This is a genomic window from Bradyrhizobium pachyrhizi (genome assembly GCF_029714545.1).
GTDB lineage: Bacteria > Pseudomonadota > Alphaproteobacteria > Rhizobiales > Xanthobacteraceae > Bradyrhizobium > Bradyrhizobium pachyrhizi.
Window position 1 is genome coordinate 2,365,981 of record NZ_CP121667.1, and the last position, 22,253, is coordinate 2,388,233.

Annotated in this window: 25 protein-coding genes; 15 read left to right on the forward strand and 10 right to left on the reverse strand. The window is 64.3% G+C overall.

What is annotated here, in order from left to right:
* Window positions 1-67: 67 nt before the first annotated feature.
* Entirely contained in the window at window positions 68-1,114 is a 1,047-nt protein-coding gene (gene hemE, locus QA639_RS10830) for a uroporphyrinogen decarboxylase (RefSeq protein ID WP_283089751.1), read from the reverse strand.
* A 122-nt stretch (window positions 1,115-1,236) separates the two neighbouring features.
* Between hemE and QA639_RS10835 the strand changes: the two genes are divergently transcribed.
* Window positions 1,237-1,422, forward strand: coding sequence for a hypothetical protein (locus QA639_RS10835; RefSeq protein WP_028333252.1), 186 nt, complete (start codon window positions 1,237-1,239; stop codon window positions 1,420-1,422).
* A 124-nt stretch (window positions 1,423-1,546) separates the two neighbouring features.
* Here QA639_RS10835 and QA639_RS10840 read toward each other — a convergent pair whose 3' ends face one another.
* The 3 genes from QA639_RS10840 to QA639_RS10850 form a co-directional block, all read right to left on the reverse strand.
* Window positions 1,547-1,834, reverse strand: a complete 288-nt coding sequence (locus tag QA639_RS10840; protein ID WP_245288617.1) for a PilZ domain-containing protein — start codon at window positions 1,832-1,834, stop codon at window positions 1,547-1,549.
* A gap of 152 nt (window positions 1,835-1,986) precedes the next feature.
* The gene (locus QA639_RS10845) at window positions 1,987-3,657 is read right to left on the reverse strand and encodes a pilus assembly protein TadG-related protein (RefSeq protein ID WP_283089752.1); all 1,671 of its coding nucleotides are present in this window, start codon (window positions 3,655-3,657) and stop codon (window positions 1,987-1,989) included.
* 1 nt (window position 3,658) lies between these two features.
* The gene (locus tag QA639_RS10850) at window positions 3,659-4,072 is read right to left on the reverse strand and encodes a TadE/TadG family type IV pilus assembly protein (protein ID WP_028333249.1); all 414 of its coding nucleotides are present in this window, start codon (window positions 4,070-4,072) and stop codon (window positions 3,659-3,661) included.
* 379 nt (window positions 4,073-4,451) lie between these two features.
* On the opposite strand from QA639_RS10850, the gene QA639_RS10855 reads away from it, so the two are divergent.
* Entirely contained in the window at window positions 4,452-5,339 is an 888-nt protein-coding gene (locus QA639_RS10855; protein WP_244482612.1) for a LysR family transcriptional regulator, read from the forward strand.
* A gap of 29 nt (window positions 5,340-5,368) precedes the next feature.
* On the opposite strand, the gene QA639_RS10860 is transcribed toward QA639_RS10855, so the two are convergent.
* Both QA639_RS10860 and trhO read right to left on the reverse strand, forming a co-directional pair.
* Entirely contained in the window at window positions 5,369-5,584 is a 216-nt protein-coding gene (locus QA639_RS10860; RefSeq protein WP_050387413.1) for a SlyX family protein, read from the reverse strand.
* Window positions 5,577-6,368 (reverse strand): oxygen-dependent tRNA uridine(34) hydroxylase TrhO, encoded by a 792-nt coding sequence (gene trhO, locus QA639_RS10865; RefSeq protein WP_051376067.1) that lies wholly within the window; start codon window positions 6,366-6,368, stop codon window positions 5,577-5,579. Before trhO ends, QA639_RS10860 begins: the two co-directional genes overlap by 8 nt.
* 170 nt (window positions 6,369-6,538) lie before the next feature.
* Between trhO and ggt the strand changes: the two genes are divergently transcribed.
* Entirely contained in the window at window positions 6,539-8,125 is a 1,587-nt protein-coding gene (gene ggt, locus QA639_RS10870; protein ID WP_283089753.1) for a gamma-glutamyltransferase, read from the forward strand.
* A gap of 100 nt (window positions 8,126-8,225) precedes the next feature.
* Here ggt and QA639_RS10875 read toward each other — a convergent pair whose 3' ends face one another.
* Window positions 8,226-8,417 (reverse strand): hypothetical protein, encoded by a 192-nt coding sequence (locus QA639_RS10875; protein ID WP_050387410.1) that lies wholly within the window; start codon window positions 8,415-8,417, stop codon window positions 8,226-8,228.
* Here QA639_RS10875 and QA639_RS10880 point away from each other — a divergent pair.
* The 3 genes from QA639_RS10880 (at window position 8,358) to QA639_RS10890 (ending at window position 11,029) form a co-directional block, all read left to right on the forward strand.
* Complete coding sequence (locus QA639_RS10880; RefSeq protein WP_028333244.1) at window positions 8,358-9,452, forward strand: NAD(P)/FAD-dependent oxidoreductase; 1,095 nt, start codon at window positions 8,358-8,360, stop codon at window positions 9,450-9,452. The genes QA639_RS10875 and QA639_RS10880 overlap by 60 nt on opposite strands.
* Before the next feature lie 63 nt (window positions 9,453-9,515).
* Window positions 9,516-9,974, forward strand: a complete 459-nt coding sequence (locus tag QA639_RS10885; protein WP_028333243.1) for an FKBP-type peptidyl-prolyl cis-trans isomerase — start codon at window positions 9,516-9,518, stop codon at window positions 9,972-9,974.
* 47 nt (window positions 9,975-10,021) lie between these two features.
* A complete protein-coding gene (locus QA639_RS10890) occupies window positions 10,022-11,029 on the forward strand; it encodes a D-2-hydroxyacid dehydrogenase family protein (RefSeq protein ID WP_050387409.1) in 1,008 nt (335 codons plus the stop codon).
* 57 nt (window positions 11,030-11,086) lie between these two features.
* Here the strand turns inward: QA639_RS10890 and QA639_RS10895 are convergent, their stop codons facing one another.
* Complete coding sequence (locus tag QA639_RS10895) at window positions 11,087-11,290, reverse strand: CsbD family protein (RefSeq protein ID WP_028333241.1); 204 nt, start codon at window positions 11,288-11,290, stop codon at window positions 11,087-11,089.
* Window positions 11,291-11,436: 146 nt separating this feature from the next.
* Here QA639_RS10895 and QA639_RS10900 point away from each other — a divergent pair, with 146 nt between their 5' ends.
* Window positions 11,437-11,955, forward strand: a complete 519-nt coding sequence (locus tag QA639_RS10900) for a cupin domain-containing protein (protein ID WP_028333240.1) — start codon at window positions 11,437-11,439, stop codon at window positions 11,953-11,955.
* Window positions 11,956-12,030: 75 nt separating this feature from the next.
* Window positions 12,031-12,768 (forward strand): enoyl-CoA hydratase/isomerase family protein, encoded by a 738-nt coding sequence (locus tag QA639_RS10905; RefSeq protein WP_283089754.1) that lies wholly within the window; start codon window positions 12,031-12,033, stop codon window positions 12,766-12,768.
* A 112-nt stretch (window positions 12,769-12,880) separates the two neighbouring features.
* Here the strand turns inward: QA639_RS10905 and QA639_RS10910 are convergent, their stop codons facing one another.
* Entirely contained in the window at window positions 12,881-14,407 is a 1,527-nt protein-coding gene (locus QA639_RS10910) for an amidohydrolase family protein (RefSeq protein ID WP_157340553.1), read from the reverse strand.
* 216 nt (window positions 14,408-14,623) lie between these two features.
* On the opposite strand from QA639_RS10910, the gene QA639_RS10915 reads away from it, so the two are divergent.
* From QA639_RS10915 to QA639_RS10930, 4 genes are all read left to right on the forward strand, one after another.
* Window positions 14,624-15,640 carry an alpha/beta hydrolase gene (locus QA639_RS10915; RefSeq protein ID WP_157340551.1) on the forward strand — a complete coding sequence of 339 codons (1,017 nt, stop codon included), beginning with the start codon at window positions 14,624-14,626 and terminating at the stop codon, window positions 15,638-15,640.
* Between the two features lie 105 nt (window positions 15,641-15,745).
* A complete protein-coding gene (locus QA639_RS10920; protein ID WP_028333236.1) occupies window positions 15,746-16,183 on the forward strand; it encodes a VOC family protein in 438 nt (145 codons plus the stop codon).
* Between the two features lie 30 nt (window positions 16,184-16,213).
* On the forward strand, window positions 16,214-16,702 hold the full coding sequence (locus tag QA639_RS10925) for a VOC family protein (RefSeq protein WP_028333235.1): 489 nt from the start codon (window positions 16,214-16,216) through the stop codon (window positions 16,700-16,702).
* 289 nt (window positions 16,703-16,991) lie between these two features.
* Window positions 16,992-18,296 (forward strand): phospholipid carrier-dependent glycosyltransferase, encoded by a 1,305-nt coding sequence (locus QA639_RS10930; RefSeq protein ID WP_283089755.1) that lies wholly within the window; start codon window positions 16,992-16,994, stop codon window positions 18,294-18,296.
* A 62-nt stretch (window positions 18,297-18,358) separates the two neighbouring features.
* Here QA639_RS10930 and QA639_RS10935 read toward each other — a convergent pair whose 3' ends face one another.
* On the reverse strand, window positions 18,359-18,991 hold the full coding sequence (locus QA639_RS10935) for an OmpA family protein (RefSeq protein ID WP_283089756.1): 633 nt from the start codon (window positions 18,989-18,991) through the stop codon (window positions 18,359-18,361).
* Window positions 18,992-19,148: 157 nt separating this feature from the next.
* On the opposite strand from QA639_RS10935, the gene QA639_RS10940 reads away from it, so the two are divergent.
* The 3 genes from QA639_RS10940 to QA639_RS10950 all read left to right on the forward strand — a co-directional run bounded on the left by QA639_RS10940 (window position 19,149) and on the right by QA639_RS10950 (window position 22,180).
* Window positions 19,149-19,391: a hypothetical protein gene (locus tag QA639_RS10940; RefSeq protein ID WP_283089757.1), complete on the forward strand. Its 243-nt coding sequence runs from the start codon at window positions 19,149-19,151 to the stop codon at window positions 19,389-19,391.
* Window positions 19,392-19,469: 78 nt separating this feature from the next.
* Window positions 19,470-20,633, forward strand: coding sequence for a winged helix-turn-helix domain-containing protein (locus tag QA639_RS10945; RefSeq protein WP_283089758.1), 1,164 nt, complete (start codon window positions 19,470-19,472; stop codon window positions 20,631-20,633).
* 221 nt (window positions 20,634-20,854) lie between these two features.
* The gene (locus QA639_RS10950) at window positions 20,855-22,180 is read left to right on the forward strand and encodes an MFS transporter (RefSeq protein WP_283089759.1); all 1,326 of its coding nucleotides are present in this window, start codon (window positions 20,855-20,857) and stop codon (window positions 22,178-22,180) included.
* Window positions 22,181-22,253 lie beyond the last annotated feature (73 nt).

Genomic DNA, 22,253 nt, shown 5'->3' on the forward strand with positions numbered 1-22,253 from the left:
AATCCGGGACCTTCTACACCGCAACAGGCACCCGGATTGCGCTGCGCTGTATCCGGGCTACGAGGCCTCAGCCCTTATATGCGCGCACCCGCGCGACCATCTGTTCGACATGGGCGATCGGCGTTTCGGGGAGGATGCCGTGGCCGAGATTGAAGATCAGCCGCCCCTTGCCGAAGTTCTCCAGCACATCGTCCACCGCGCGATCGAGCGCGGCGCCGCCGGCGATCAGGGCCAGCGGATCGAGATTGCCCTGCACCGCGACCCGGCTCTGCACGCGCTCGCGGATCATTGACGGCTCGGTGGCCCAATCGATCGAGACTGCATCGACGCCGGTTTGCTCGACATAGGCCGGCAGCATGCCTGCCGCGCCGCGCGGGAAGCCGATGATCCTGGCATCGGGGACCTGCTTGCGCACTCCGGCCACGATGCGCCGGGTCGGCTCGATCGACCAGCGGGCGAATTCGCGCGGCGGCAGCACGCCGGCCCAGGTGTCGAAGATCTGCAGGCAGTCGGCGCCGGCCTTCAACTGGCCGACCAGATAGTGGATCGAGTTCTCGATCAGCACGTCGATGATCCTGGCGAACGCATCCGGATGGCGGTAGGCAAGCATCCGCGCGGGTGCCTGGTCCGGCGTGCCCTGTCCGGCCACCATGTAGGTCGCAACCGTCCACGGCGCGCCGCAGAAACCGATCAGCGCGATCTCGGGGGCGAGTTTGCGACGGACGCGGCGCAACGCTTCAAACACCGGCTCGAGTTTGTCGAAATTGGCATCGGCAGCCAGCGTCGCGATCTCGCCGGGCGTTGCCAGCGGATCGAGCCGGGGTCCTTCGCCGGCCTCGAACCGCACCGAGCGGCCGAGCGCGTAGGGGATTACCAGGATGTCGGAGAAGATGATCGCGGCGTCGAAGTTGAACCGGCGGATCGGCTGCAGCGTGACCTCGGCGGCGAATTCGGGCGTGAAGCAGAGATCGAGGAAGCCGCCGGCCTTGGCACGCAGCTCGCGATATTCCGGCAGATAGCGGCCGGCCTGCCGCATCATCCAGAGCGGCGGCACGGCCTGCCGGTGGCCCGACAGCACGTCGATGAGCGGCTTTTTGGTGGGATCCTGGGGCACGCGGATAGTTCCTGATCAGGTCAAAGTTTGCGCCCCTGATACACGCTGCAGCGCAATGGGCCAAGGCGGTTCTGGAACCCCTTTTTGCGTGGCCGCGTTGTCCCCCCGAATGGAGGGACGACATGGCCGACAAATTCGATCCTGCCCCGCACGACAAGCATGCCGAGAAGCCGCACGAGGCGCAGGCTGCCGACCGCAAGGCTCGCACCCGGCTGAAGGAGGGGCTCGAGGATACCTTCCCGGCCTCCGATCCGGTCAGCGCCACGCAGCCGGCGCCGTCGAAGCACGACGGCAATCGGGACAATTAGCTGGTATATCCCAGCGGCTGCTAACCACGATGCCGCATGAGTTCAACATGCGGCGAACTATTCGCCGCGGAGCGATGGCTTGGAGCGACCGGGCCCGTCCGCATACCGTGATCGCCGGGATAATCTAGACGGGGCCGCTTGCGGGGCGTTGCATCCGGTCAGATTCGAAGGTCACGCCGAGCCGCCGCTCCAGGCGCCAGGCCACGATGCAGTGCCGCCGGATCGGTTCGCTCTCGATCTCGAGCTCGAACGCGAGCGGGATTGCGACGTCGCTTTCCACGGCGAGCCCCGCGCCGCCGGTCGAGAGGTTTAGCACAAGGCATCCGACACTGGTGTTGCGGAAGAAGATCGTCCCGCGCTTCAGCAGGATCGTTCGTTGGCTGTCGGTCTTGTATCTTATCGTTGTGCTCACGGCAGTTTCCTACCCCCGATGTGATGCCCGTCGCGATCGGTCTCCTCAAGCGCGATGGTCGCGCTTTCGCTTCTTGTTTGAGCATGATCTCCGCGCAAACGCTTTGCGTTTGTCGCGAGGGAAAACCGCTTCGCACTTTTCCGGATCATGCTTTAGTTCACCAGCACGGCGCCATCGCAGCGAATGCCCAGCACCCAAACGTCGACCTGGCCGAGCCCGATGCCGAGCGTCGCGAGCAGCGAGGCCAGCACCTGATCGACTGAACTCATCACGCCGTTCAGGATGCTCATGACGAGCGCCCCCAATCCCGGGATCGGCAGCCCGAGTGGGCCGAGATTGATGGTCAGCGAGATGTTGCCGAGCAGACTTCCTGTCAGCGACGAAAGGAAGTTGGTTGTCGTCACCGTCTTCTTGGTGCCCGACTGGATGTCGCTGTAACTGAAGTTGACATTGGTCGGCGTGGTGTTGCCCATGCCGGCATGCGCGAGGCCGGTGACGGTGGCGAGACCGAGGTTGACCAGTGTCGCCGGCGGCGGATTGGGCTTGGTCGTGAAGTTGGTCATGTCGGCGACCGTGACGTTGCCGATCCATGCATCCACGATCCCCGGCGTCACGCCGATCGTCACCTGCGAGGTGTTGATGTTCGGGTGGCCGCAGGACACAGCGTTGAGCGTCGCGGTACCCGAGGCGACCTCGACATAGACCGGGAGATTGATCGCAGACACGGAGCCGGAGCCGAGCACATTGATCGTTGCCAGGATCCTGGTCTGAGCGGTGTGGACGCTCACGCCCTGGGTGCCCATCGCGATCCAGCTCGAGCCGACCGGCCGTTCACCGATGGTCATGAGCACGGATACGTTGGCGATGCCGGGCAGACCGAGATTGACCGAAGTTGCGATCTGATGGTTGCCGTTGGCGATCTGGGCCACCGTGGAAATCAGGTCGAATACCGAAACGCTGGCGCCGACCTTGGGTTTCTGCCCCACCGTGAGATTGGCGAAGGGACCGAGGTCGACCAGCGTGCCCGGCGAAATCTTGGTGGTGGAGCCGGTGACAGCCTGGGAGATCGTCGACAGCGCTGTGGTCGCCGCGTTGGCGCCGTTGGTGATCTGCTGGGTGGTCAGCGCGGACGCGACGATGTCGCCGACCTTGATGTTGCTGCTCAGCAGGTCGCTATAGGTGACGCCGGTCAGGTTGACCCGGGTCGCCAGTGCCGACAGGAAGTCCAGTGCGTCGATCTTCGCGCTGATCAGCGCATTGTAGTCCATCACCGAGAGCGACAGCGTGGTGCCGAGCATCGAGCCGAGCAGCGCATTGAGCGCGCCGCCGTTGACCGAGAGCAGCCTCGACCCGATCGCGAACGAGGCCATTTCGGTCGATGTCGCGGTGGCGGTTGTCTTGATGGTGAAGCTGCTCGCGCCGGTAAGGTACCGCGCGAAGTAGAGCGGGGTCTGGGTGTTCAGCGTGACCCGCGCGGCGTTGGGAGTGCCGACCGCCGGGGTCACGAAACGGGCCTGCGGCGCGATGGCGCTGTTTGCGGTGTAGGTTCCTGTCTCGACCTTGACCAGCGCACTGGCCGGGTACTTGTTCTGCGTCACCGTCGCGGTGGCGGCGTTGACCGGATTGTTCAGGTTGGCGGCGGCGACGATCGCGGCAAGATCGGCGGTGCTCTGCGTCTTGCGCCGGTCGGCGAAGATCGTGCCGAGATCGATGGCGAGCCCGGCGCACCCGATCAGGAGCGTCATCAGGCCGGCGCTGATCATCGCGAAGTTTCCTCGTTCGTCGGCGCCGAAGCGCCGCATCAGCATGAGGACGCCTCTCATCCTAGAATCCCCCGTACTGAATCGCCGCGGAGCGGACGATCGTGCTCGCCGGGGCGGGGACGAAGGGCAGCTTGTAGATGAAGTTGCCGGCTGCGTTGTAGTTGACCGTCACGACGTAGACGTTGGCATTCGATGGAGACGGCGCTGCATTGACCGTGAGATTGCCGGGGACGAGCAACGGATAGGTCGACGCGTTGGCGGTGACGTAGCTCGTCGCGAGGCTGTTGCGTTCGGTGTCGGTCATTCCCGCGATGGATGACCGCGCCGCTTCGGCGGCGAGTTGCTGAACGCCATGCACCATGGCGAGATACGAGCCGAAGACGATGATGCCGAAAATGAAGGCAAGAAACAGCGGCAGCATCAGCGCGAATTCGACGGCGGACGCACCGCTTCGGCAGCGAAAAAATCTGGTCATTGCAACACACCTCGAAACGCCAACTACGACGTCACGTTGCGAGGCTTTGATTAAGGAAAACTATGAAAACGCTTTCACGAATCAGCGGCCGCAATTCAGACTTATCGGGTCAGTGAAACGTTATGGGGCGATCAGAATATTTGATGCGTATCCGCAAAAACCCGGAGTGTGGCGCGGTTGAGGTGCTGCAGTGTGTGGAGATGTAGTTGTGGGATACCGTGATATGCGGAGCAATGCACGTAACAATACATATGGCCTGCAATATCAGTGCCTTGGCGGTAATTGTAGCTAAACGAAAGTGCAACCAAATGTTAGTATAGCCTGATCACATACTCTGGAGATTGGAATTGCGTCCCGTGCTGAGACTGGAGGGCTCGCGATGCATAGACCGCGTCAGCATTTGAATATTCCTACTGAAATCGTTCGCACCGTCGTTGCGATTGCGGAGACAGGCAGCCTGTCGAAAGCCGGGGAGCGTCTCGGCCTCAGCCAGCCGGCGATCAGTTCGCAGGTCAAGCGCCTGCAAAGCCTGATTGGTGGCGCACTCTTCGTCAGAACCGCAAACGGCACCACGACCACGGAGCTCGGCAAGGTCGCCGTGCAGCAGGCGAGGCGCATCCTCGAAGCCAACGATCAACTGCTTCGGCTCGGCGGCAATCACGAAGGACCCCAGCCGTTGCGGCTGGGAATCAGCACGATGCTCGCCGAGGAATTCCTGAAACTGCATCCCTCCGATGCACTCGCCGACGTTCTGCTGCACGCCGACATGTCTCCGGCCGTCATCAGGGGATTGATCGACGGCTACATCGACATCGCGTTCGTCTACAGCAACCCTTCGCAGGAGAACGAAGACGAGGTGACGATCGCCGCCGAAGCCGACGAGCGGTCGGTGTGGGTGCGGTCGCGCGATTTTGTGCTGCGGCCGGGCGCCCCGATCCCGATCCTGGCCTGGCCCGGTGACGACTGGATGATCCGGACGCTCACCAAGCACAACATCTCGTACAAGATCGTGTTCAGGAGCCCGAACCATCAGCTACGACTGGAAGCCGCACGGGCCGGATACGGCCTGACGGCGTGCCCCGAGCGGATGATTCCGTCCTCGCTGATCTCGGCGAAGGATTATTATCTTCCGGAACTTCCGGTGCAGAAGCGCCTGCTATGCGTTCGCCCTGGTCTCGAAGGCAGCCGCGCCACGGCGATGGTGCAGCGGTTGTCCAGCCTGTTCTTCAGCGGCGCGAAGCCGATGCGTCAGGTGAGCAACATGTAGCCGGTGCTGCCGCGGTCCGGCGGCACCGATCAATAGTGCGGCGGGCGCTCGTTGCCGGGGCCGGGCGCCTGGCGTTCGGCCTCCTGAAGCCGGTCGCGCAACTCGGCGATCTGGCGCGTCAGCGCGTCGATCTGCTTCCATTGTGCCGTGATGGTCTGGTTCAGCGTCTCGATGGCCTCGTCCTGATAGGTCAGGCGAACCTCCAACGCATCGATCCGCTCGCTCAGCCTGGCCGTGTCATTCATGGACGGCAGCCTCGCAGGGGGCACTCTCGCGCTCCGCGTCGCTCGAAAGCGCACCCGCACGCTCGCGCAGGCCGTGGCCGAGCGCAACACGCTCGTCGAACACAAAGCAGTCGCCGCGCCAGCGGCTGTCCTGCTGCGGGGTGTCCTCGAGATATTTCAGGATGCCGCCCTTGAGGTGATAGACCTCGGCAAAGCCTTGCGCGAGCAGATAGGCGCTGGCCTTCTCGCAGCGGATGCCGCCGGTGCAGAACATCGCAATCCTGCGGTGCTTGGCCGGATCGAGGTTTCGCGCCGCAAATTCCTTGAATTGTCCAAAGCTCGCGATCCTGGGATCCACCGCGCCTTCGAACGTGCCCATCGCGACCTCGAACGCGTTGCGGGTATCGAGCACCATGATGTCAGGCGCGGCGATCAGCTCGTTCCAGTCGGCGGCATCGACATAGGTGCCGACCTGCCGCGTCGGATCGACCGTGGTGTCGCCGAGCGTGACGATCTCCTTCTTCAGCCGCACCTTGAGCCGCTGGAATGGCATCTGCGCGGCTTCGGAGAACTTCAGCTCGAGATTGTCGAGGCGGCCGCCGAACAGCGCTCCGTGCCTGAGCTCCGCAACGAAGTCATCGATGCCTTGGTCGGTGCCGGCAATAGTGCCGTTGATGCCCTCATGGGCGAGCAGCACGCTGCCCTTGAGATCGAGCCCGGCGCAGAACGTGCGCAGCGGCTCGCGCAGCGCACGGAAGTCCGGCAGCGCGGCGAACTGGTAGAAGGCGGCGACCTTGAAGGGCATCGCCGGGGTTTATCAGGCCGGCCAGGCCGGCGAAACCCGCAAAGCCATGCATTGTCGGGATAATTCCCCTGGCATGCCAGGCATTGCTCAGCCGGGGATGAGTGTGCCATGTACTCGGCATCATCCGCCGCAGCCGCATCAGACCATCACGATCAAGCGAGCACTCTGTCATGAGGAATTTCCATTTCGCCGGCCGTTCCACGGTCCACGCCCAGAACGCGATGGTGGCGACGTCGCATCCGGAAGCGGCGCTCGCGGCCATCAAGGTGATGCGCGAGGGCGGCACGGCCGCCGACGCGGCGGTTGCAGCCTGCGCGCTGCTCGGCGTCATCGAGCCGCAATCGACCGGCATCGGCGGCGACTGCTTCGCGCTGATCCAGCCGAGGGGGGAAGGCAAGATCACCGCCTATAACGGCAGCGGCCGGGCGCCGATGGCGGCGACCGCCGACTGGTATCTCGAGCGCAAGATCCACTCGGTGCCGCTGACCTCGGCACATGCGGTCAGCATTCCCGGCGCGGTCGATGCCTGGGACGTGATCCTGAAGGACCACGGCAAGTTCGGCTTCGACCGGCTGCTGCAGCCCGCGATCAAGGCCGCCGAAGAGGGCTACGTGGTCGCTCCCCGTATCGCCTTCGACTGGAAGAACGGCTTCGAGAAGCTGAAGAACGGCACCAACACCGAGCGCTATCTGTTGCCGCACGGCAAGCCCGCGGTTGCCGGCGACGTGATCCGCCAGCCAGAGCTCGGCAAGACGCTGCGCGCGATCGCGCAAAAAGGCCGCGACGCCTTCTATAGCGGCGAGATCGCCGCCGACATGGTCGACACGCTGCGCGGCATCGGCGGCCTGCACACGCTCGAGGACTTCGCCGCGCACTCGACCGAGGCGACCTCGCCGATCGGCACGATGTACAAGGGCTACGACGTCTGGCAGTGTCCGCCGAACGGCCCCGGCATCACCATGCTGGTCATGCTCAACATCCTGTCGCGCTTCGACCTGACCAAGTTCAAGCCGCTCAGCATCGAGCGCTTCCATCTCGAGGCCGAAGCGGCGCGCATCGCCTACATGATGCGCGAGCAGCATATCGGCGATCCCCAACACGTGCATGTCGACGTTGCCGGTATCCTCGCCAGGGAATTCGCCGAAGAGCACATCAAGAACATCCGGATGGACCGGCTGCTCGAACTGCCGAACGTCGCGCCGCCGATGAATCCGTCGACGGTCTACATCACGGTGGTCGACAAGGATCGCAACGTCTGCTCGTTCATCAATTCGATCGCGCATTCGTTCGGCTCGGCGATCGTCTCCAACAAGACCGGCGTCCTGCTGCAGAACCGCGCCGGCGGCTTCCGCATCCAGCCCGGACATCCGAATTGCATCGCACCGGGCAAGCGTCCGCTGCACACCATCATCCCGGCGCTGGTCACCAGGAACGGCCGTGCGCTGATGCCGTACGGCGTGATGGGCGGGCAGTACCAGCCGGTCGGTCAGACCCGTGTGCTGACCAACATGCTCGACTATGGCTGCGACATTCAGGAAGCCATCGATATGCCACGCGGCCTGCACTACGAAGGCGTCTACCAGCTCGAGGACAGCGTGCCGGCGGAGATCGTCGAAGGCCTGAAGAAGATCGGTCACAAGACCACCAGCGTGGTCGCGCCGCTCGGCGGTGGGCAGGGCATCTGGATCGATTGGGACAAGGGGACGCTGACCGGCGGCTCCGATCCGCGCAAGGACGGCTGCGCGCTCGGCTACTGATTGTCGCGGCCGGCGAGGCTCGGCGGAGGGAACAAGATTTTATCGCGAGGGTTGGTGCTGAAAGCCCATCCCCGCGAGGTCCGCTATCCGCACCCTCGATTCAGACGAGACCGAACAGGCCGATCTGCGTGGCGGCTCTCCACCCTGGCGCGCGGCGTCGAAGCGTCCGCCGCCGCTCGCTGAAAATCTCTCCTGCGATGCGCTGATCGTCGGCGCCGGCATCACCGGTGCGCTGGTCGCCGAGCGGCTGACGCGTCAGGGGCTCGACGTCGTCATCGTCGATCGCGAGCATCCAGGCCGCGGCAGCACCGCGGCGAGCACCTCGATGCTGTTGTGGGAGATCGATCGTCCGCTGGTCGAGCTGACGGACATCTATGGCCTCGATCGCGCGGCGCGCGTCTATCGGGCGAGCCTGCAGGCCGTGACCGGACTGACGACGCTGGTTCGCGACCACGACATTCTCAGCGAGATCAGGGCGAAACGCTCGCTGTATCTGGCAACTGGAAGCTCTGCTGCGGAATTGCTCGACGAACACCGGTTGCGCAGCCGCATCGGCCTGCCGGGCGATTTCCTCGACCATAGGCAATTGCTCGAGACCTTTGGCATGGCGCGCGCCGCCGCGATCGTGTCATCCGGCGCGGCCGATGCCGATCCGCTGCAGCTTGCCCACAGTCTGCTCAGGCTCGCGGTCGCGCGCGGTGCGCGGGCGTTCGATGCCGAGGCCACGGCCTTCGATCCGGCAGGTGAGGCGGTCACGGTCGGGTTCGACAATGACCGCGAAATCGCCGCCAGAGCCGTGGTGCTGGCGACCGGCTATGCGATGCCGGACATCGTTCATTCCAGGGTCCAGGCGGTGTCCTCGAGCTGGGCGATCACGACCGCGCCGCAGCCGCAGAACATCTGGAAGGATGGCGTGCTGATCTGGGAGTGCGCGAAAGACTATCTCTACGCGCGCACGACGCCGGAGGGCCGCATCATGGTCGGCGGCGAGGACAGCAATGAGATCATCGAGCCCGACGCACGCGACCGCCTGATCCCGCAAAAATCGCGCGCGCTGGCGAAACGCCTTGCCGCGCTGTGGCCGCTTGCGGAGACCGAGATCGATTATCGCTGGGCCGGGACGTTCGGTACCACGTGCGACGGCCTGCCGCTGATCGGCCCGGTGCCCGGCGCGAAGGGCGTCTATGCCGCGTATGGCTATGGCGGCAACGGCATCACCTTCTCCTATCTGGCGGCGCAATTGATCGGCGATCTGATCGCAGGTGCGTCGTCGCCATTGCTCGACGATTTTGCACTGGACCGCGACGGCGGCATGGCCGGTCACTGAAAAATGGCTAGGGATTCGGCTCGCACTGGGCTAGAGACGGCCGTCCTTCACGAGAGGTGCAAGATGCGATCTTCCCGACGCACGATCATCAAGACTGCATTCGCCGGCCTTGCGGCGGCAGTCTCCACGTCCGTTGTCAGCGGGACGGCAACGGCCCAAACTGCAGGAAAGCCCATGACCACAGCTTCAGGCCTCCAGATCATCGACAGCAAGGTCGGCACCGGCGCCTCGCCGAAGACCGGCCAGACCTGCGTCATGCACTATACCGGCTGGCTCTACGAGAACGGCCAGAAGGGCAAGAAATTCGACTCCTCGGTCGATCGCAACGAGCCGTTCGAGTTTCCGATCGGCCAGGGTCACGTGATCAAGGGCTGGGACGAGGGCGTCGCCACCATGAAGGTCGGCGGCAAGCGCACCCTGATCATCCCGCCGAACCTCGGCTATGGCGCGCGCGGCGCCGGCGGCGTTATCCCGCCGAACGCCACGCTGATGTTCGACGTCGAACTGCTCGGCGTCAAATAAGCCGATGGGCGTCAAGTAACTGGCCCGCAACAACAAGGGGCGCAGCGATGAAGATTTCGATCCTCGACGATTATTTCGACACGCTGCGTACCCTCGATTGCTACCGCAAGCTCGACGGGTATGACGTCAAGATCTGGAACGATCACGTCCAGGACGTCGATGCGCTCGCCGAACGGCTGCGCGATACCGACGCGCTGGTCCTGATCCGCGAGCGAACCCAGATCCGCACGCCGCTGCTCGAACGTCTGCCGCAGCTGAAGCTGATCAGCCAGCGCAGCGTCTATCCGCATATCGACATCGACACCTGCACGCGGCTCGGCATCATCGTGTCGTCGAGCCAGCATGCCGATACGCCGTCCTACGCCACCGCCGAGTTCACCTGGGGCCTGATCCTCGCGGCGATGCGCGCGATCCCGCAACAGATGGAGGCGCTGAAGGCGGGCAAGTGGCAGATCGGCGTCGGTCATACGCTGCGCGGCAAGACGCTCGGCATTTATGGCTACGGTCGCATCGGCGCCGTGGTCGCGGGCTACGGCAAGGCGTTCGGCATGAACGTGCTGGTCTGGGCGCGCGAGGGCGCGATGGCGAAGGCGCGCGCCGACGGCTATGAGACATCAGCCAGCAAGGCGGATTTCTTTGCCCGTTGCGACGTGCTGTCGCTGCATATGCGGCTGGTGGACGCGACGCGCGGCATCGTCAAGGCGGCAGACCTCGCGCAAATGAAACAGACCGCGCTGATCGTCAACACCAGCCGCGCGCCGTTGATCGAGCCCGGCGCGCTGGTCAATGCGCTGCGCGCCGGCCGGCCAGGCATGGCCGCGATCGACGTCTATGAGAAGGAGCCGTTGCGCGACACCGCGGACCCGCTGCTCAACATGGACAATGTGGTCTGCACGCCGCATCTCGGCTACGTCTCGCGCGACGAGTACGAAATCCAGTTCACCGACATCTTCGACCAGATATTGGCTTACGCGGCCGGCGCGCCGACCAATGTCGTCAATCCGGATGTGCTGGCACATCCGGATGTGCTGGCACATCTGCGCCCGCGCGGCTGAGCAGCGTCGTTCATGCTCGATCGGTCGGCTCGATGGGGCGGCCGTGTCATCTCTCGTTCAGCGAGGCCAGTGAGCCGCTGCGGTCACCCTGCCGACGATCCTCTTGATGCCTCCGAGTGCCTTCTGTCCCTTGCCCTTGGCTTCCAGGATCGCGCCTCGGCCCTGCATCGCCGGCGAGCCGGTGACCTTGCCAAGACGCCGCTTGAACCTGCCGATCGCCTCGTTGGCCGTGCCTTTCATCCTATCGGTCGTGCTACCCATGAAATTACTCCTTCGGAATACGCTGAGGTAACGCGCCGGAACATGGCGATGTTCCGATTTGGCGATGTTCCGATTTTCCGCTCGCCTGCGCGGCTGCTTTTCGCTAGCGTTCCACGCAGGAAATCAGGCCAACGAAAGCAAGAATGATGAGCGGTTCCCACGATCACACCCATTCCCAAGATCATCACCATCACGACGATGAGCGCTGGAAGCACGACGGCGTCCGCGTGATTCCCGGCAACCAGCTCGATCCGAACGTGCCGTCGACCGCCGGCATGGACCGCAAGGCCGCGATCAATTTCGCCCGGGTCGGCGCGCAGAAATTGTGGGCAGGCACCGTCAGCATCAAGCCGGACGCCAAGACCGGCGCGCATCATCACGGCCATCTCGAAAGCATCATCTATGTCGTGAAGGGCAAGGCGCGGATGCGCTGGGGCGAGAAGCTGCAGTTCACCGCCGAAGCCGGCCCCGGCGATTTCATCTTCGTGCCGCCCTACGTGCCGCATCAGGAGATCAATGCCAGCCGCGACGAGGTGCTGGAATGCGTGCTGGTGCGCTCCGACGGCGAGGCGGTTGCGATCAACCTCGACATCGAGCCGATCGAGAAGCCGGAGACCGTGCTGTGGGTCGATCCGGTGCACCGCCATCCCGACGAGAAGAAATAGCCGCGACATTTGCGTCGAGATTCCGGGTTCACGCTTCGCGTGCCCCGGAATGACAGTCCAGGGGAGGAGGCCAGCATGACGCTCGTGCGTTACGAGAGCGCCGACCACATCGCGACCATCACGATGGACCGCGTCGCGTCGCACAACGCGCTCAACAACGCGCTGTGCGACGAATTGCAGCAAGCCTGGCGGCGCTTTCGCGACAGCGATGACCGCGTCGCGGTGCTGGCCTCGGCCGAGGAGAAGTATTTCTGTGTCGGCGCCGACGTCAGGGATTTCCCTGCCAATATGTGGCAGGCGGTGCCCGGGCTCGGTGTCGAGCTCGACAAGCCGGTGATCGCGGCGACGTCGGGCTGGGTGGTGGGCGGCGGCTTCGTTCTGGTGCAGATGGCCGACATCTGCGTCGCCTCGGAAACGACGCGGTTCGTCTATCCGGAAGCCAAGATCGGCACCACCGGCGGCGGCGTCTCCTCGGTGCTGGCGCGCATGCCGCACAAGATCGCGATGGAGTTCCTGCTCGTCGGCGAGGAGCTCTCGGCCGAACGGGCCTACCAGATCGGCTTTGTCAACCGCATCACGCCGCCGGGGCAGCACCTTGCGGCCGCGCAGGAGCTGGCGGCCAAGATCGCCGGCAACGCGCCGCTGGTCGTGCAGGCGCTCAAGAAGCTCGCGCGTGGCGCGATGCCGAAGGGGCCGCTGGAGACGGTCGCCGAGGTGCGCCGGCAGCTCGACGGCATCAAGGACAGCGAGGACCTCAAGGAAGGCGCCAGGGCGTTCAGCGAAAAGCGCAAGCCGAGGTTTACAGGGAAGTGACGCCGTCATTCCGGGGCGACGCGGCAGCGTCGAACCTCAGACGCGCAATTGCGCATCGGGGAATCTCGAGGTTCCGGGTTCGACGCTCGCGCGTCGTCCCGGAACGACGGGCTCAGGCAAACACCCGGTGATCGATCACACCGTTCGGCACCACATAGCCGTAACGCGTGTTCGACGGCTCGACGCCGGCCTTCTCGTACTGCGCCTTCATCATCGCAAAGCGATCGCCCTTGAGGTCGAGCATCGCGCGCTTCGGCTGGATGTTGTAGAGCCGGGCGTTGTTGTCGCCGAAGATCGCCGTCTTCACCGGCCCGTCGGCGGGGCCGAGCGGCGCGTAACCGAACTTCTTCTGCATCATCTCCGGGATTTCCAGCCGCCGCAGGCCCTCGATCTGCCATTGCGGCGCGCCGGTCCATAGTGCATCGGTGCCCCAGCAGACGTGGTCGACGCCGAGCCCCTTGATCAGGGTACCCATCAGCGCGGCGCAGACATTGGGCTCGGCGACCAGCGTGGTCGCGAACAATTGCCCGACGTCGCCATAGACATTGTTGACGCCATACTGCGCCGGGACGTCCGCTAGATCCGAGGTCCAGGCGATGCGGCCGGTGCGCTCGAACTCGGCGAGCGCGACCTTCGGGTCGCCGCCGACATGGCGATAGGCCGAGTGGTAGATGATGAAGTTGAGCTGCGGCCAGTCCTTGGCGGCCTTTCCGACATCGGCAACGTCGGCGAAGCCGCGCAGATTCGGATACTGCTTCTCGATCCCGGGCGGAAACAGTCCCTTGTGGACGCAGACATTCTTGATGCCCGCCTTCACCATCTTCTCATAACCCTTGTAGGCGACCTTCTCGTCGTCCAGCCGCCAAGGGTAGCGGCTGATCTCCTTGTGGGTGTTGTCGCCGATCGTGTAGCCCTTGCAGGATTCCGGCTTAAGTGCCAATGCGGCGTCGAGCTTGTCGAGCCAGCCGGGCTGCCCGGGCGTGAAGATGGCGTGGCAGAACACGCGCCGCGAGCCGGCCTCGTCGTTCATTTTCTTGCGCGCGTCGGCCATCTGCTCGTTGGTCAGGAACCAGTCCTGCTCGATATCCGACGGCGCCGAGGAGATCAGCGCGATCTTGGTGTCGGAATCGAGAAACATCTCCTTCTTGTAGTTGTTGAACTTGAGATCCTCGATGGTCTGCTCGTGCTCATTGAGCTCCTTGTTCCAACCGGCCTTGCCGACCGCCTTGCGCATTTCCAAAAAGCCCATGATGCGGGTGTCGTCGCGCAGGAAATGCGTGTGCATGTCCATGATGAACTGGTCTTTCAGGGCGCTGGCGCGCTCCTGCGCCATCGCGGGTGTCGCGGCCTCCGCCGGCGTCACGGCGAATAGCTCCCCGTAAACCTGGTTCATCGCGACGAAGGAGGCGGCCATGCCGGCCGCGGTCTGGAAGAATCTGCGGCGGTCGAGGCCCTGCTTGCCGCCGAGATCGTCGGCCATCGCGAGCAGCCGCGCCTCGACCTCGCGCTGACGTTCGTTCTGCGGGTCGGGATAGAATTCGTCGCTGGAGACGATCTGGGTCGGGATCGGCGTCTGGTGCTGGCACAGTTCGGAGGGCATCAAGGCGGCAAGTTCTTCGTCGGTGAGATTGCTGCTCATTCTTCGCTCCCGCTTCTCGCCGGATTTTTCCGGTCGGATCGCCGCGGAGACTAGGACCAAGTCCGTCCGTCGTCCGCGCCGTTGGCCGGAAGCCGCGTTCACAAAATCGTGCATCCTATTTGCCGCCGTGAGAAGCCGGCGTCGCGCGGGCTGCTTTGCCCGCTGCTATGCTCGATCGCACCGGATCGGACGAAGAAATCCGGAAGGGAGCGAACCATGATGTCATCTGACCATTCGCGGCGCAGCATGATCAAAGGCATCGGCATTGCAACGGCCGCCGGCGTGTTCGGCGCAGCGTCGGCGCAAGCCGCGACCGCGGTTCCTGCCGAAGGAGAAATATGGAGCAACGAATACTGGGCGAAGAAGGGCGACATCCCCTTGTGGATGTTCCGCAAGCGGATCGGTGCGCCGAAGCCGGGCGAGCCGGGGCGGCCAGTGGTGTTCTTCGTCCACGGCTCGTCGGTGACATCAAGGGTGTTCGACCTCACGGTGCCGGGCAAGGGCGAGTATTCGCTGCTGAACACATTTGCCCGCTACGGCTTCGATTGCTGGACCATGGACCACGAGAACTACGGCAAGTCCGGCCGCACGTCGGGCAATGCGGATATTGCGAGCGGCGTCGAGGATCTGAAGGCCGCGGTCGAGGTGATCGCGCGTGAGACCGGGCAGCGGCGATATCACTTCGTCGGCGAATCCTCCGGCGCGTTGCGGGCCGGCGCTTTCGCAATGGCGGCGCCCGAACGCATCGACCGGCTGGTGTTCGCGGCCTTCACCTACAGGGGCGAGGGCTCGCCGACGCTGGCAAAGCGCGCCGAGCAACTCGCCTATTACCGCAGCCACAACATGCGCAAGCGCGACCGCGACATGATCCGCTCGATCGCAACTCGCGACAAGCCCGGCACGTCGGACCCGGCCGTGGTCGAGGTGCTGGCCGATGTCGAGATGCAGTTCGGCGACCAGATCCCGACCGGCACCTATCTCGACATGACCGCCAATTTGCCGGTCGTGCATCCGGAGAGGGTGCTGGCGCCGGTGCTGCTGGTCCGCGGCGAATATGACGGCATCGCCGCTGTTCCGGACCTCGAGGAGTTCTTCAACAAGCTGCCGAACGGCGACCGGCAGTTCATCATCCTGCCCGGCACCGCCCATTCGGTGGCGCTTGCCACCAATCGGGAGCTGTTCTGGCATGTGACGCGGGCATTCCTGACCATGCCGACACCGATTGTGACCTGACGTCACCCTGCGGCAGGACGCCGCAAGAAAAAATCGGCACGGCGATGTCGGGAGCCGGTCATGCGGTTCGTCCTCGGGGCACAACCCCGCCAACAGGAGCACCTCATGGCCCAGCCGACAATGATCTTCGTCAACCTGCCGGTCAGCAATCTCGTCCACGCGACCGCCTTCTACGAGGCGATCGGCGCGACCAAGAACGCACAGTTTTCCGATCATACCGCGTCCTGCATGGTTATCTCCGAGACCATTCACGTCATGCTGCTGACGCACGACAAGTTCCGCGAGTTCACTCCAAAGAAAATTGCCGACACCAAAACCACAAGCGAAGTGCTGATCTGCCTGTCCGCCGACAGCCGCGACGCGGTCGACGGTTATGTCACCAAGGCGAAGGGTGCGGGTGGCAACGCTGATCCATCTCCGAAGCAGGATTACGGCTTCATGTATGGCCGCAGCTTCGAGGATCCCGATGGTCACATCTGGGAAGTGATGTGGATGGACGTCGAGGCGGCGATGAAGGCGCAGTCCGCCGCGGCGACCGCCTGATCGCATCCTGCCATCGCGAGGAGCTCAAGCATGTCCAAGGTATCTCCCTGCCTGTGGTTCAACGGCGAGGCCGAGGAGGCCGCGAACCTCTACGTCTCGCTGCTGCCCGGTTCGCGGATCGAGACCGTCCAGAAGAACGTCATCGACAGCCCCGGCGGAAAGGCCGGCACGGTGCTGCTGGTCGAATTCACGCTCGCCGGTCAGCGCTTCATGGCGCTGAACGGCGGGATGAGGATGGAGCATACCCACGCGGTCTCATTCGCGATCGACTGTGTCGACCAGGCCGAGGTCGACCGCCTGTGGGACGCGTTGCTCGCGGCTGGTGGCACCGCCGAGCAGTGTGGCTGGCTGCGCGATCGCTACGGCGTCGCCTGGCAGATCGTGCCGGCAGTGGTCCGCCAATATCTCGGCGGGCCCGACGCCGCCGCTGCCGCGCGCGTGATGCAGGCCGTGCTCGGGATGATCAAGCTCGATATCGAAGGCCTGCGCCGCGCCTATGAGGGCAAGTCCGCAGCGTGAGGTAAGGACTTCGCTGGCATCGCCCGGCTCGCCGCCTTCGCTAAAGCTTCGGCGAGCCGGGGATTCGTCGCCTCGTCGAAGCCTTGGCGTAGACGGGACCGGGCGATCCAGCATTCCAGAGATTTCGGGCTCGGCCGAGCGGCCGCGGCGTACTGGATGCCCCGCATGAAGCGGGGCATGACTGTATGGGCACGATGGTTCCGTCACATGACCGTGGCGACGGATCGCGGATGCCGCTGATATCGTATATTTGTCGCAAGCTGCGTTCCCCTCGCACCGTGCTTGCCCTTTGAACATCGTATCCAATTCGCATTTTGTTCCACGACGTCGCGCCGCGCGCACGGCGATCGCCGCTGCCATCATCTTCATCGTCGCCCATGTCGTGCTCCTGCTCGGGATCACGGCGCCCGACAAGCTCTATTTCGATGAGGTGCACTATGTGCCGGCGGCGCGGCAGATGCTGTTGCCGGTGCGCGAGGGCCCGATCCTCAACCCGATGCATCCGCCGCTCGCCAAGGAGATCATCGCCCTCTCGATCAAGGCATTCGGCGACGGGCCGCTCGGATGGCGCTATCCCGCGGCGCTGTTCGGTGCGCTGGCGCTGGTCGGCGTCTATCTCGGCGGGCTTGCGCTGTTCGCGTCGCAGCAACGCGCGATCGCTGCCGTGCTGCTCGCCTTCTTCAACCAGATGCTGTTCGTGCAGTCGCGGATCGCGATGCTGGATATTTTCGCGCTCGCCTTCGGCCTGTTCGCGATCGCGGCTTTCGTCCACGGCTTCAGGCAAAAGCAGCCGCAATCCGCCTTTGCGCTGGCGGGGCTCTTCGCGGGGCTTGCCAGTGCCTGCAAATGGAGCGGGCTGTTCGTGCTCGCGACCTGCATCGCGATCGTGGTTGCGATCCGCCTGATGCAGGGCTGGCGCACGCGCTTTGCCGACGGCAATGCGGAGGATTGGTATCAGCCGGAGCTATGGCCGGATTTTCGTCTTCCTCACTTCATCGTCTATTTCGTGCTGATCCCGGCGGCCGTCTATCTCGCGACCTTCGTGCCGCTCTACGGCCTCTCGTTCACGGATATCATGGAGGCGCAGCGCCGCATCTTTGCCGACAACACCACGGCCGCCATCGCGGGGCACACCTATATGAGCTCATGGCCGTCCTGGCCGTTCCTGGTGCGCCCGGTCTGGTACCTGTTCGAGAAGGTCGGCGATGACAGGTTCGCCGCGATCGTGCTCCTCGGCAACCCGCTGGTGCTGTGGCCGGCGTTGATCGCGCTGATCATTGCGCTGCGCGACTGGATCATCGGGCGCGGCCGTGATGCATTTCTCGTGCTGGCGTTCTACCTCGGCCCGTATCTCGCCTGGGCGCTGCTGCCGCGCACGCTCGGTTTCATCTATTACTATCTGCCGGCGGCAACCACCGCGAGCTTCGTGCTGGTCTACGCCTTGACGCGTAAGGGGGCGCCGCGTTGGCTGCTGTGGGCGTTCGTCGCGGTTGGATGTGCAGGGTTTGTTGCGATGCTGCCGGTCACGGCCGCTGTGATCGAGACGTCGATGGCGACGTTCAACCGGTTGATGCTGTTTCAGGGCTGGATATGACGGTCTTCGAAGTAAAGTGATCCGCCTGCCGGGCGCGGCAGGCGGATCGAGGCTGCGGGAGATTACTGCGACGCGGTCTTGGTATCCATGTTGACGACCTGCACGCGTCGATTGCTCGGGTCCATCGGCGCGCTCGGGTCCTTCGGCCGGGTCTTGCCGTAGCCGACCGTGACGAGATCCGAGCCGTTCAGGCCGTAATGCTCGACCAGATATTTCTTGATGGTGTCGGCGCGGCGCTCCGACAGGTCCTGGTTATAGGCCTCGCCGCCGATCGCGTCGGTGTGGCCGGCGACGACGAAGGTCGAGCCCTTCATGCTGGCATCGGACAGTGCCTTGCCGAGCTCCTGCACCGCCTGGGTCGAGCCCTTGCTGATGTCGGCCGAGTTGTAGTCGAAGTGGATCTCCAGATCGATCTTCGGCTTGTTCGCCGCGATGTCGGCGATCTCCTGGCGTTCAATGCGCGACAACGAACGGGTCTGCCGGTTGCGGACGGTGTTGAGGAAGCTTGCCTCCTTGGCGGAAGCCGCGAGGTCGACCTGCGTGCCGGCGGAAAGGCCGCGGGTGGCCGACTTCGGCTTCAGCGCATTGAGAATCTGTGCGGCCGGAACGGCCTCGCTGCCGGCCAGTGCGACGCCCGCCGTCATCGACAGCGCGGCGCCGATCGTCAGAAGAGACAAGGAAAAGGAGCGGGTCATGGTTTTCGTCCTCAAATGTCGGGCTAGCCAATCCGGCTTGCTGTCGTTTTGATGTTGGGAGAATAGAACCGGTTCAAACCCCGGAATGTGATCTGGGTCACGGTCGAGTGTGCCGCCCTGCCTTGCGCCAGGCAGGCAGACGGGAAGCGAGGACATCATGGCCAACGTCAATCGCGTCCTCCGCTCGATCAATGACGAAGCTGCCTCGCGCTGCGTCGATATCTTCCTTCGCCCGGACGGCAGCATCGGCTTCGAGGAATATCGGCGGGACGCCGAAGACGGTAGTGGCTGGTTTCCGGTCGGCGGTCATTCGTCCCGCATCTTCCATGGAGAAAGCGCCGCGCTCGCGGCGGCGATCGGGGACGTTGCGTGGTTGCGGCGGGTCGTCGGATCGACGTAGCCGCTCCGAATGATGCGGAGCTGATTTCCGCCGCGCAGCTCTCCACAGCAGCGCGAATCTCACTACATTGCTGGGGCAATGTCCCGCGCCGCCGAACCCCTTTCGTTGAACAATGCTGCCGCCCGCCATATCTGGCTGCGCGCGCAGCGGCTCGATACCCAGGTGCCGTTCGGCGAGGGGGCGTCAGCGGTCGCGGCCGCCGTCGATCATCTCGGCTATGTGCAGATCGACACCATCAACGTGATCGAGCGCTGCCATCACCACATCCTGTTCACCCGCATTCCGGACTACCGCCGCGCCGACCTCAAGCAGGCGCAGAGCCGGGACAAGAGCGTGTTCGAGTACTGGACGCACGCGCTGTCCTACATTCCGTCCAAGGATATCAGCATCTTCCTGCCGGCGATGAAGGCGCACAAGCGCGAGGGCCACAAATGGTTCTCGTCGGTGACCCCGGCGGATACGCGCAAGGTGCTGCGGCTGCTTCGTGCCGGTCCGCTGACCATCCGCGACATCGATGACGACGTGCTGACCGAGAAGGAGCATCTCTGGCAGAGCCGCAAGCCCTCCAAGCGCGCGCTGCAGCTCGCCTTCTATGGCGGCGTGGTCACGATCAGCGAGCGCGCCGGCATGCTGAAGACCTATGAGCTGATGACCCGGCACTTCGGCTGGGACAAGCCGCCGAAGCCGGCCCCGGCCTCGGCCCGGACCGCCTATCTGCTCGACCGCGCGCTGCGCTCGCAGGGCATCGTCAGCCTGGATTCGATCTGCCATCTCGACGCGCCGAGCAAGAAGGCGGTGCGCAGCCTGATCGAGGCGCGCCTGCGCCGCAAGGAGCTGGTCCAGGTCGGGCTGGAAGGCGCCGGCAAGCAGGAGCATTGGGCGCGGCCCGAGGTGCTGGAGGCGACCGGCGAGGGTGATCCCACCCTGGTTCACATCCTCTCGCCGTTCGATCCGCTGATCATCCAGCGGAGGCGCACCGAGCTGTTCTTCGGCTACGGCCACCGTTTCGAGGCCTATGTGCCGAAGGAGAAGCGCCTGTTCGGCTATTTCGCGCTGCCGGTGCTGATCGGCGACGACATCGTCGCCGCTCTCGACCTCAAGACCGACCGGCAAAACAAGAAGCTGCTGATGCAGAAATGGAGCTGGGTCGGCAACGGCAAGAAGCTGGCCTCGCGCAAGGAACTGAAGCGGCGCATCGAGGAAGAGCTCGACCGCTTCGAGCGCTTCCAGCTCGCGGATTAGCTCCGCTACGCCGTCATGGCCGGGCTTGTCCCGGCCACCCACGTCTTTCTCACGCGGATAACAAGACGTGGATGCCCGGCACAAGGCCGGGCATGACGAGTTTGGGGAGAGATCGACCACAGCCTCGGTTCCGGTTTGCGCTGTGAGCTATGAGTTTTTGCCATTGCTCAAAGCGGAGCCAGCCAATAATCCTCACGGCAAGCAACACCCGGGGAAAGCTCATGAGCCAGACAGCAACCATCGCGCCTGATCGCGGCGCCCGCAGCGAGATCGAGACGTCGACGATCCGCGCGATCTCGTGGCGGCTGATCCCGTTCCTGATCCTGGCCTACTTCTTCTCCTATCTCGACCGCGTCAATCTCGGTTTCGCCGCGCTCACCATGAACAGCGAGCTGAAGTTCTCGCCGGTGGTGTTCTCGTTCGGCGCCGGCATCTTTTTCATCGGCTATTTCATTTTCGAGGTGCCGAGCAACCTGGCGCTGGAGCGGTTCGGCGCCAGTAAGTGGATCGCCCGCATCATGGTGAGCTGGGGCATCCTCTCGGCGTTGATGGCGGCGGTCTATGACGAGCACAGCTTCTATGCGCTGCGCTTCTTCCTCGGCGTCGCCGAGGCCGGCTTCTTCCCCGGCATCATCCTCTATCTGACCTATTGGTACCCGGCCGAGTATCGTGCGCGCTTCCTCGCCGCCTTCGCGCTCGCGGTGCCGATCTCGACCGTGATCGGCGCGCCGATCTCCGGCCTGTTGCTCGGCCTCGACGGCGTGATGGGCTTGAAGGGCTGGCAGTGGCTGTTCGTCATCGAGGGCATTCCCTCGGTGCTGCTCGGCATCGTCACCTGGTTCTATCTGACCGACCGGCCGGAGAAGGCCGATTGGCTCTCGGCCGAGGAGAAGGCGTGGCTCAAGGCGAAGCTCGACGCCGAGGTCGCGGCCAAGCAGGCGGCGAAGCATTTCACGCTGGGCGAGGCGCTGTCCTCGCCGAAGGTGCTGGCGCTCAGCGCGATCTATTTCGGCTTCGTCGCCTCGCTCTACGGCATGCAGTTCTGGCTGCCGCAGATCGTCAAGGCGTTCGGTCTGACCAACGCGCAGACCGGCTTCGTCACCGCGATCCCGTACGCATTCGGCACGGTCGCGATGATCCTGTGGGCACGCCGTTCCGATGCCACGCGCGAGCGCGTGTTCCATGTCGGCGCGCCGCTGCTGCTGACCGCGCTGGCGCTCGCCGTCTCCAGCTACATCACCGATCCGGTCATGACGATGGTGGTGCTGACGGTCGCCGCGATCGGCGTGTTCTGCACCTTCGCGGTGTTCTGGACGCTGCCGACCGCCTGGCTCTCCGGCACCGCCGCCGCCGGCGCGATCGCGCTGATCAACTCGATCGGCAATCTCGCCGGTTTCGGCGGGCCCTACCTGATCGGCTGGGTCAAGGAGGCCACCGGCAGCACGTCGACCGGCCTGCTGGTGCTGTCGCTGTTGCCGCTCGCCGCGGGCCTGCTGGTTTTCCTCGGCAGCCACGAGACCAAGACCGAGTTCGCCGGCGCGAAGTAGCCGTGGCGCGCAGCGAAACCCATCATTCGTTATCCGCGGCGGGATTGATGGGTTTCGCTTCGCTCTACCCATC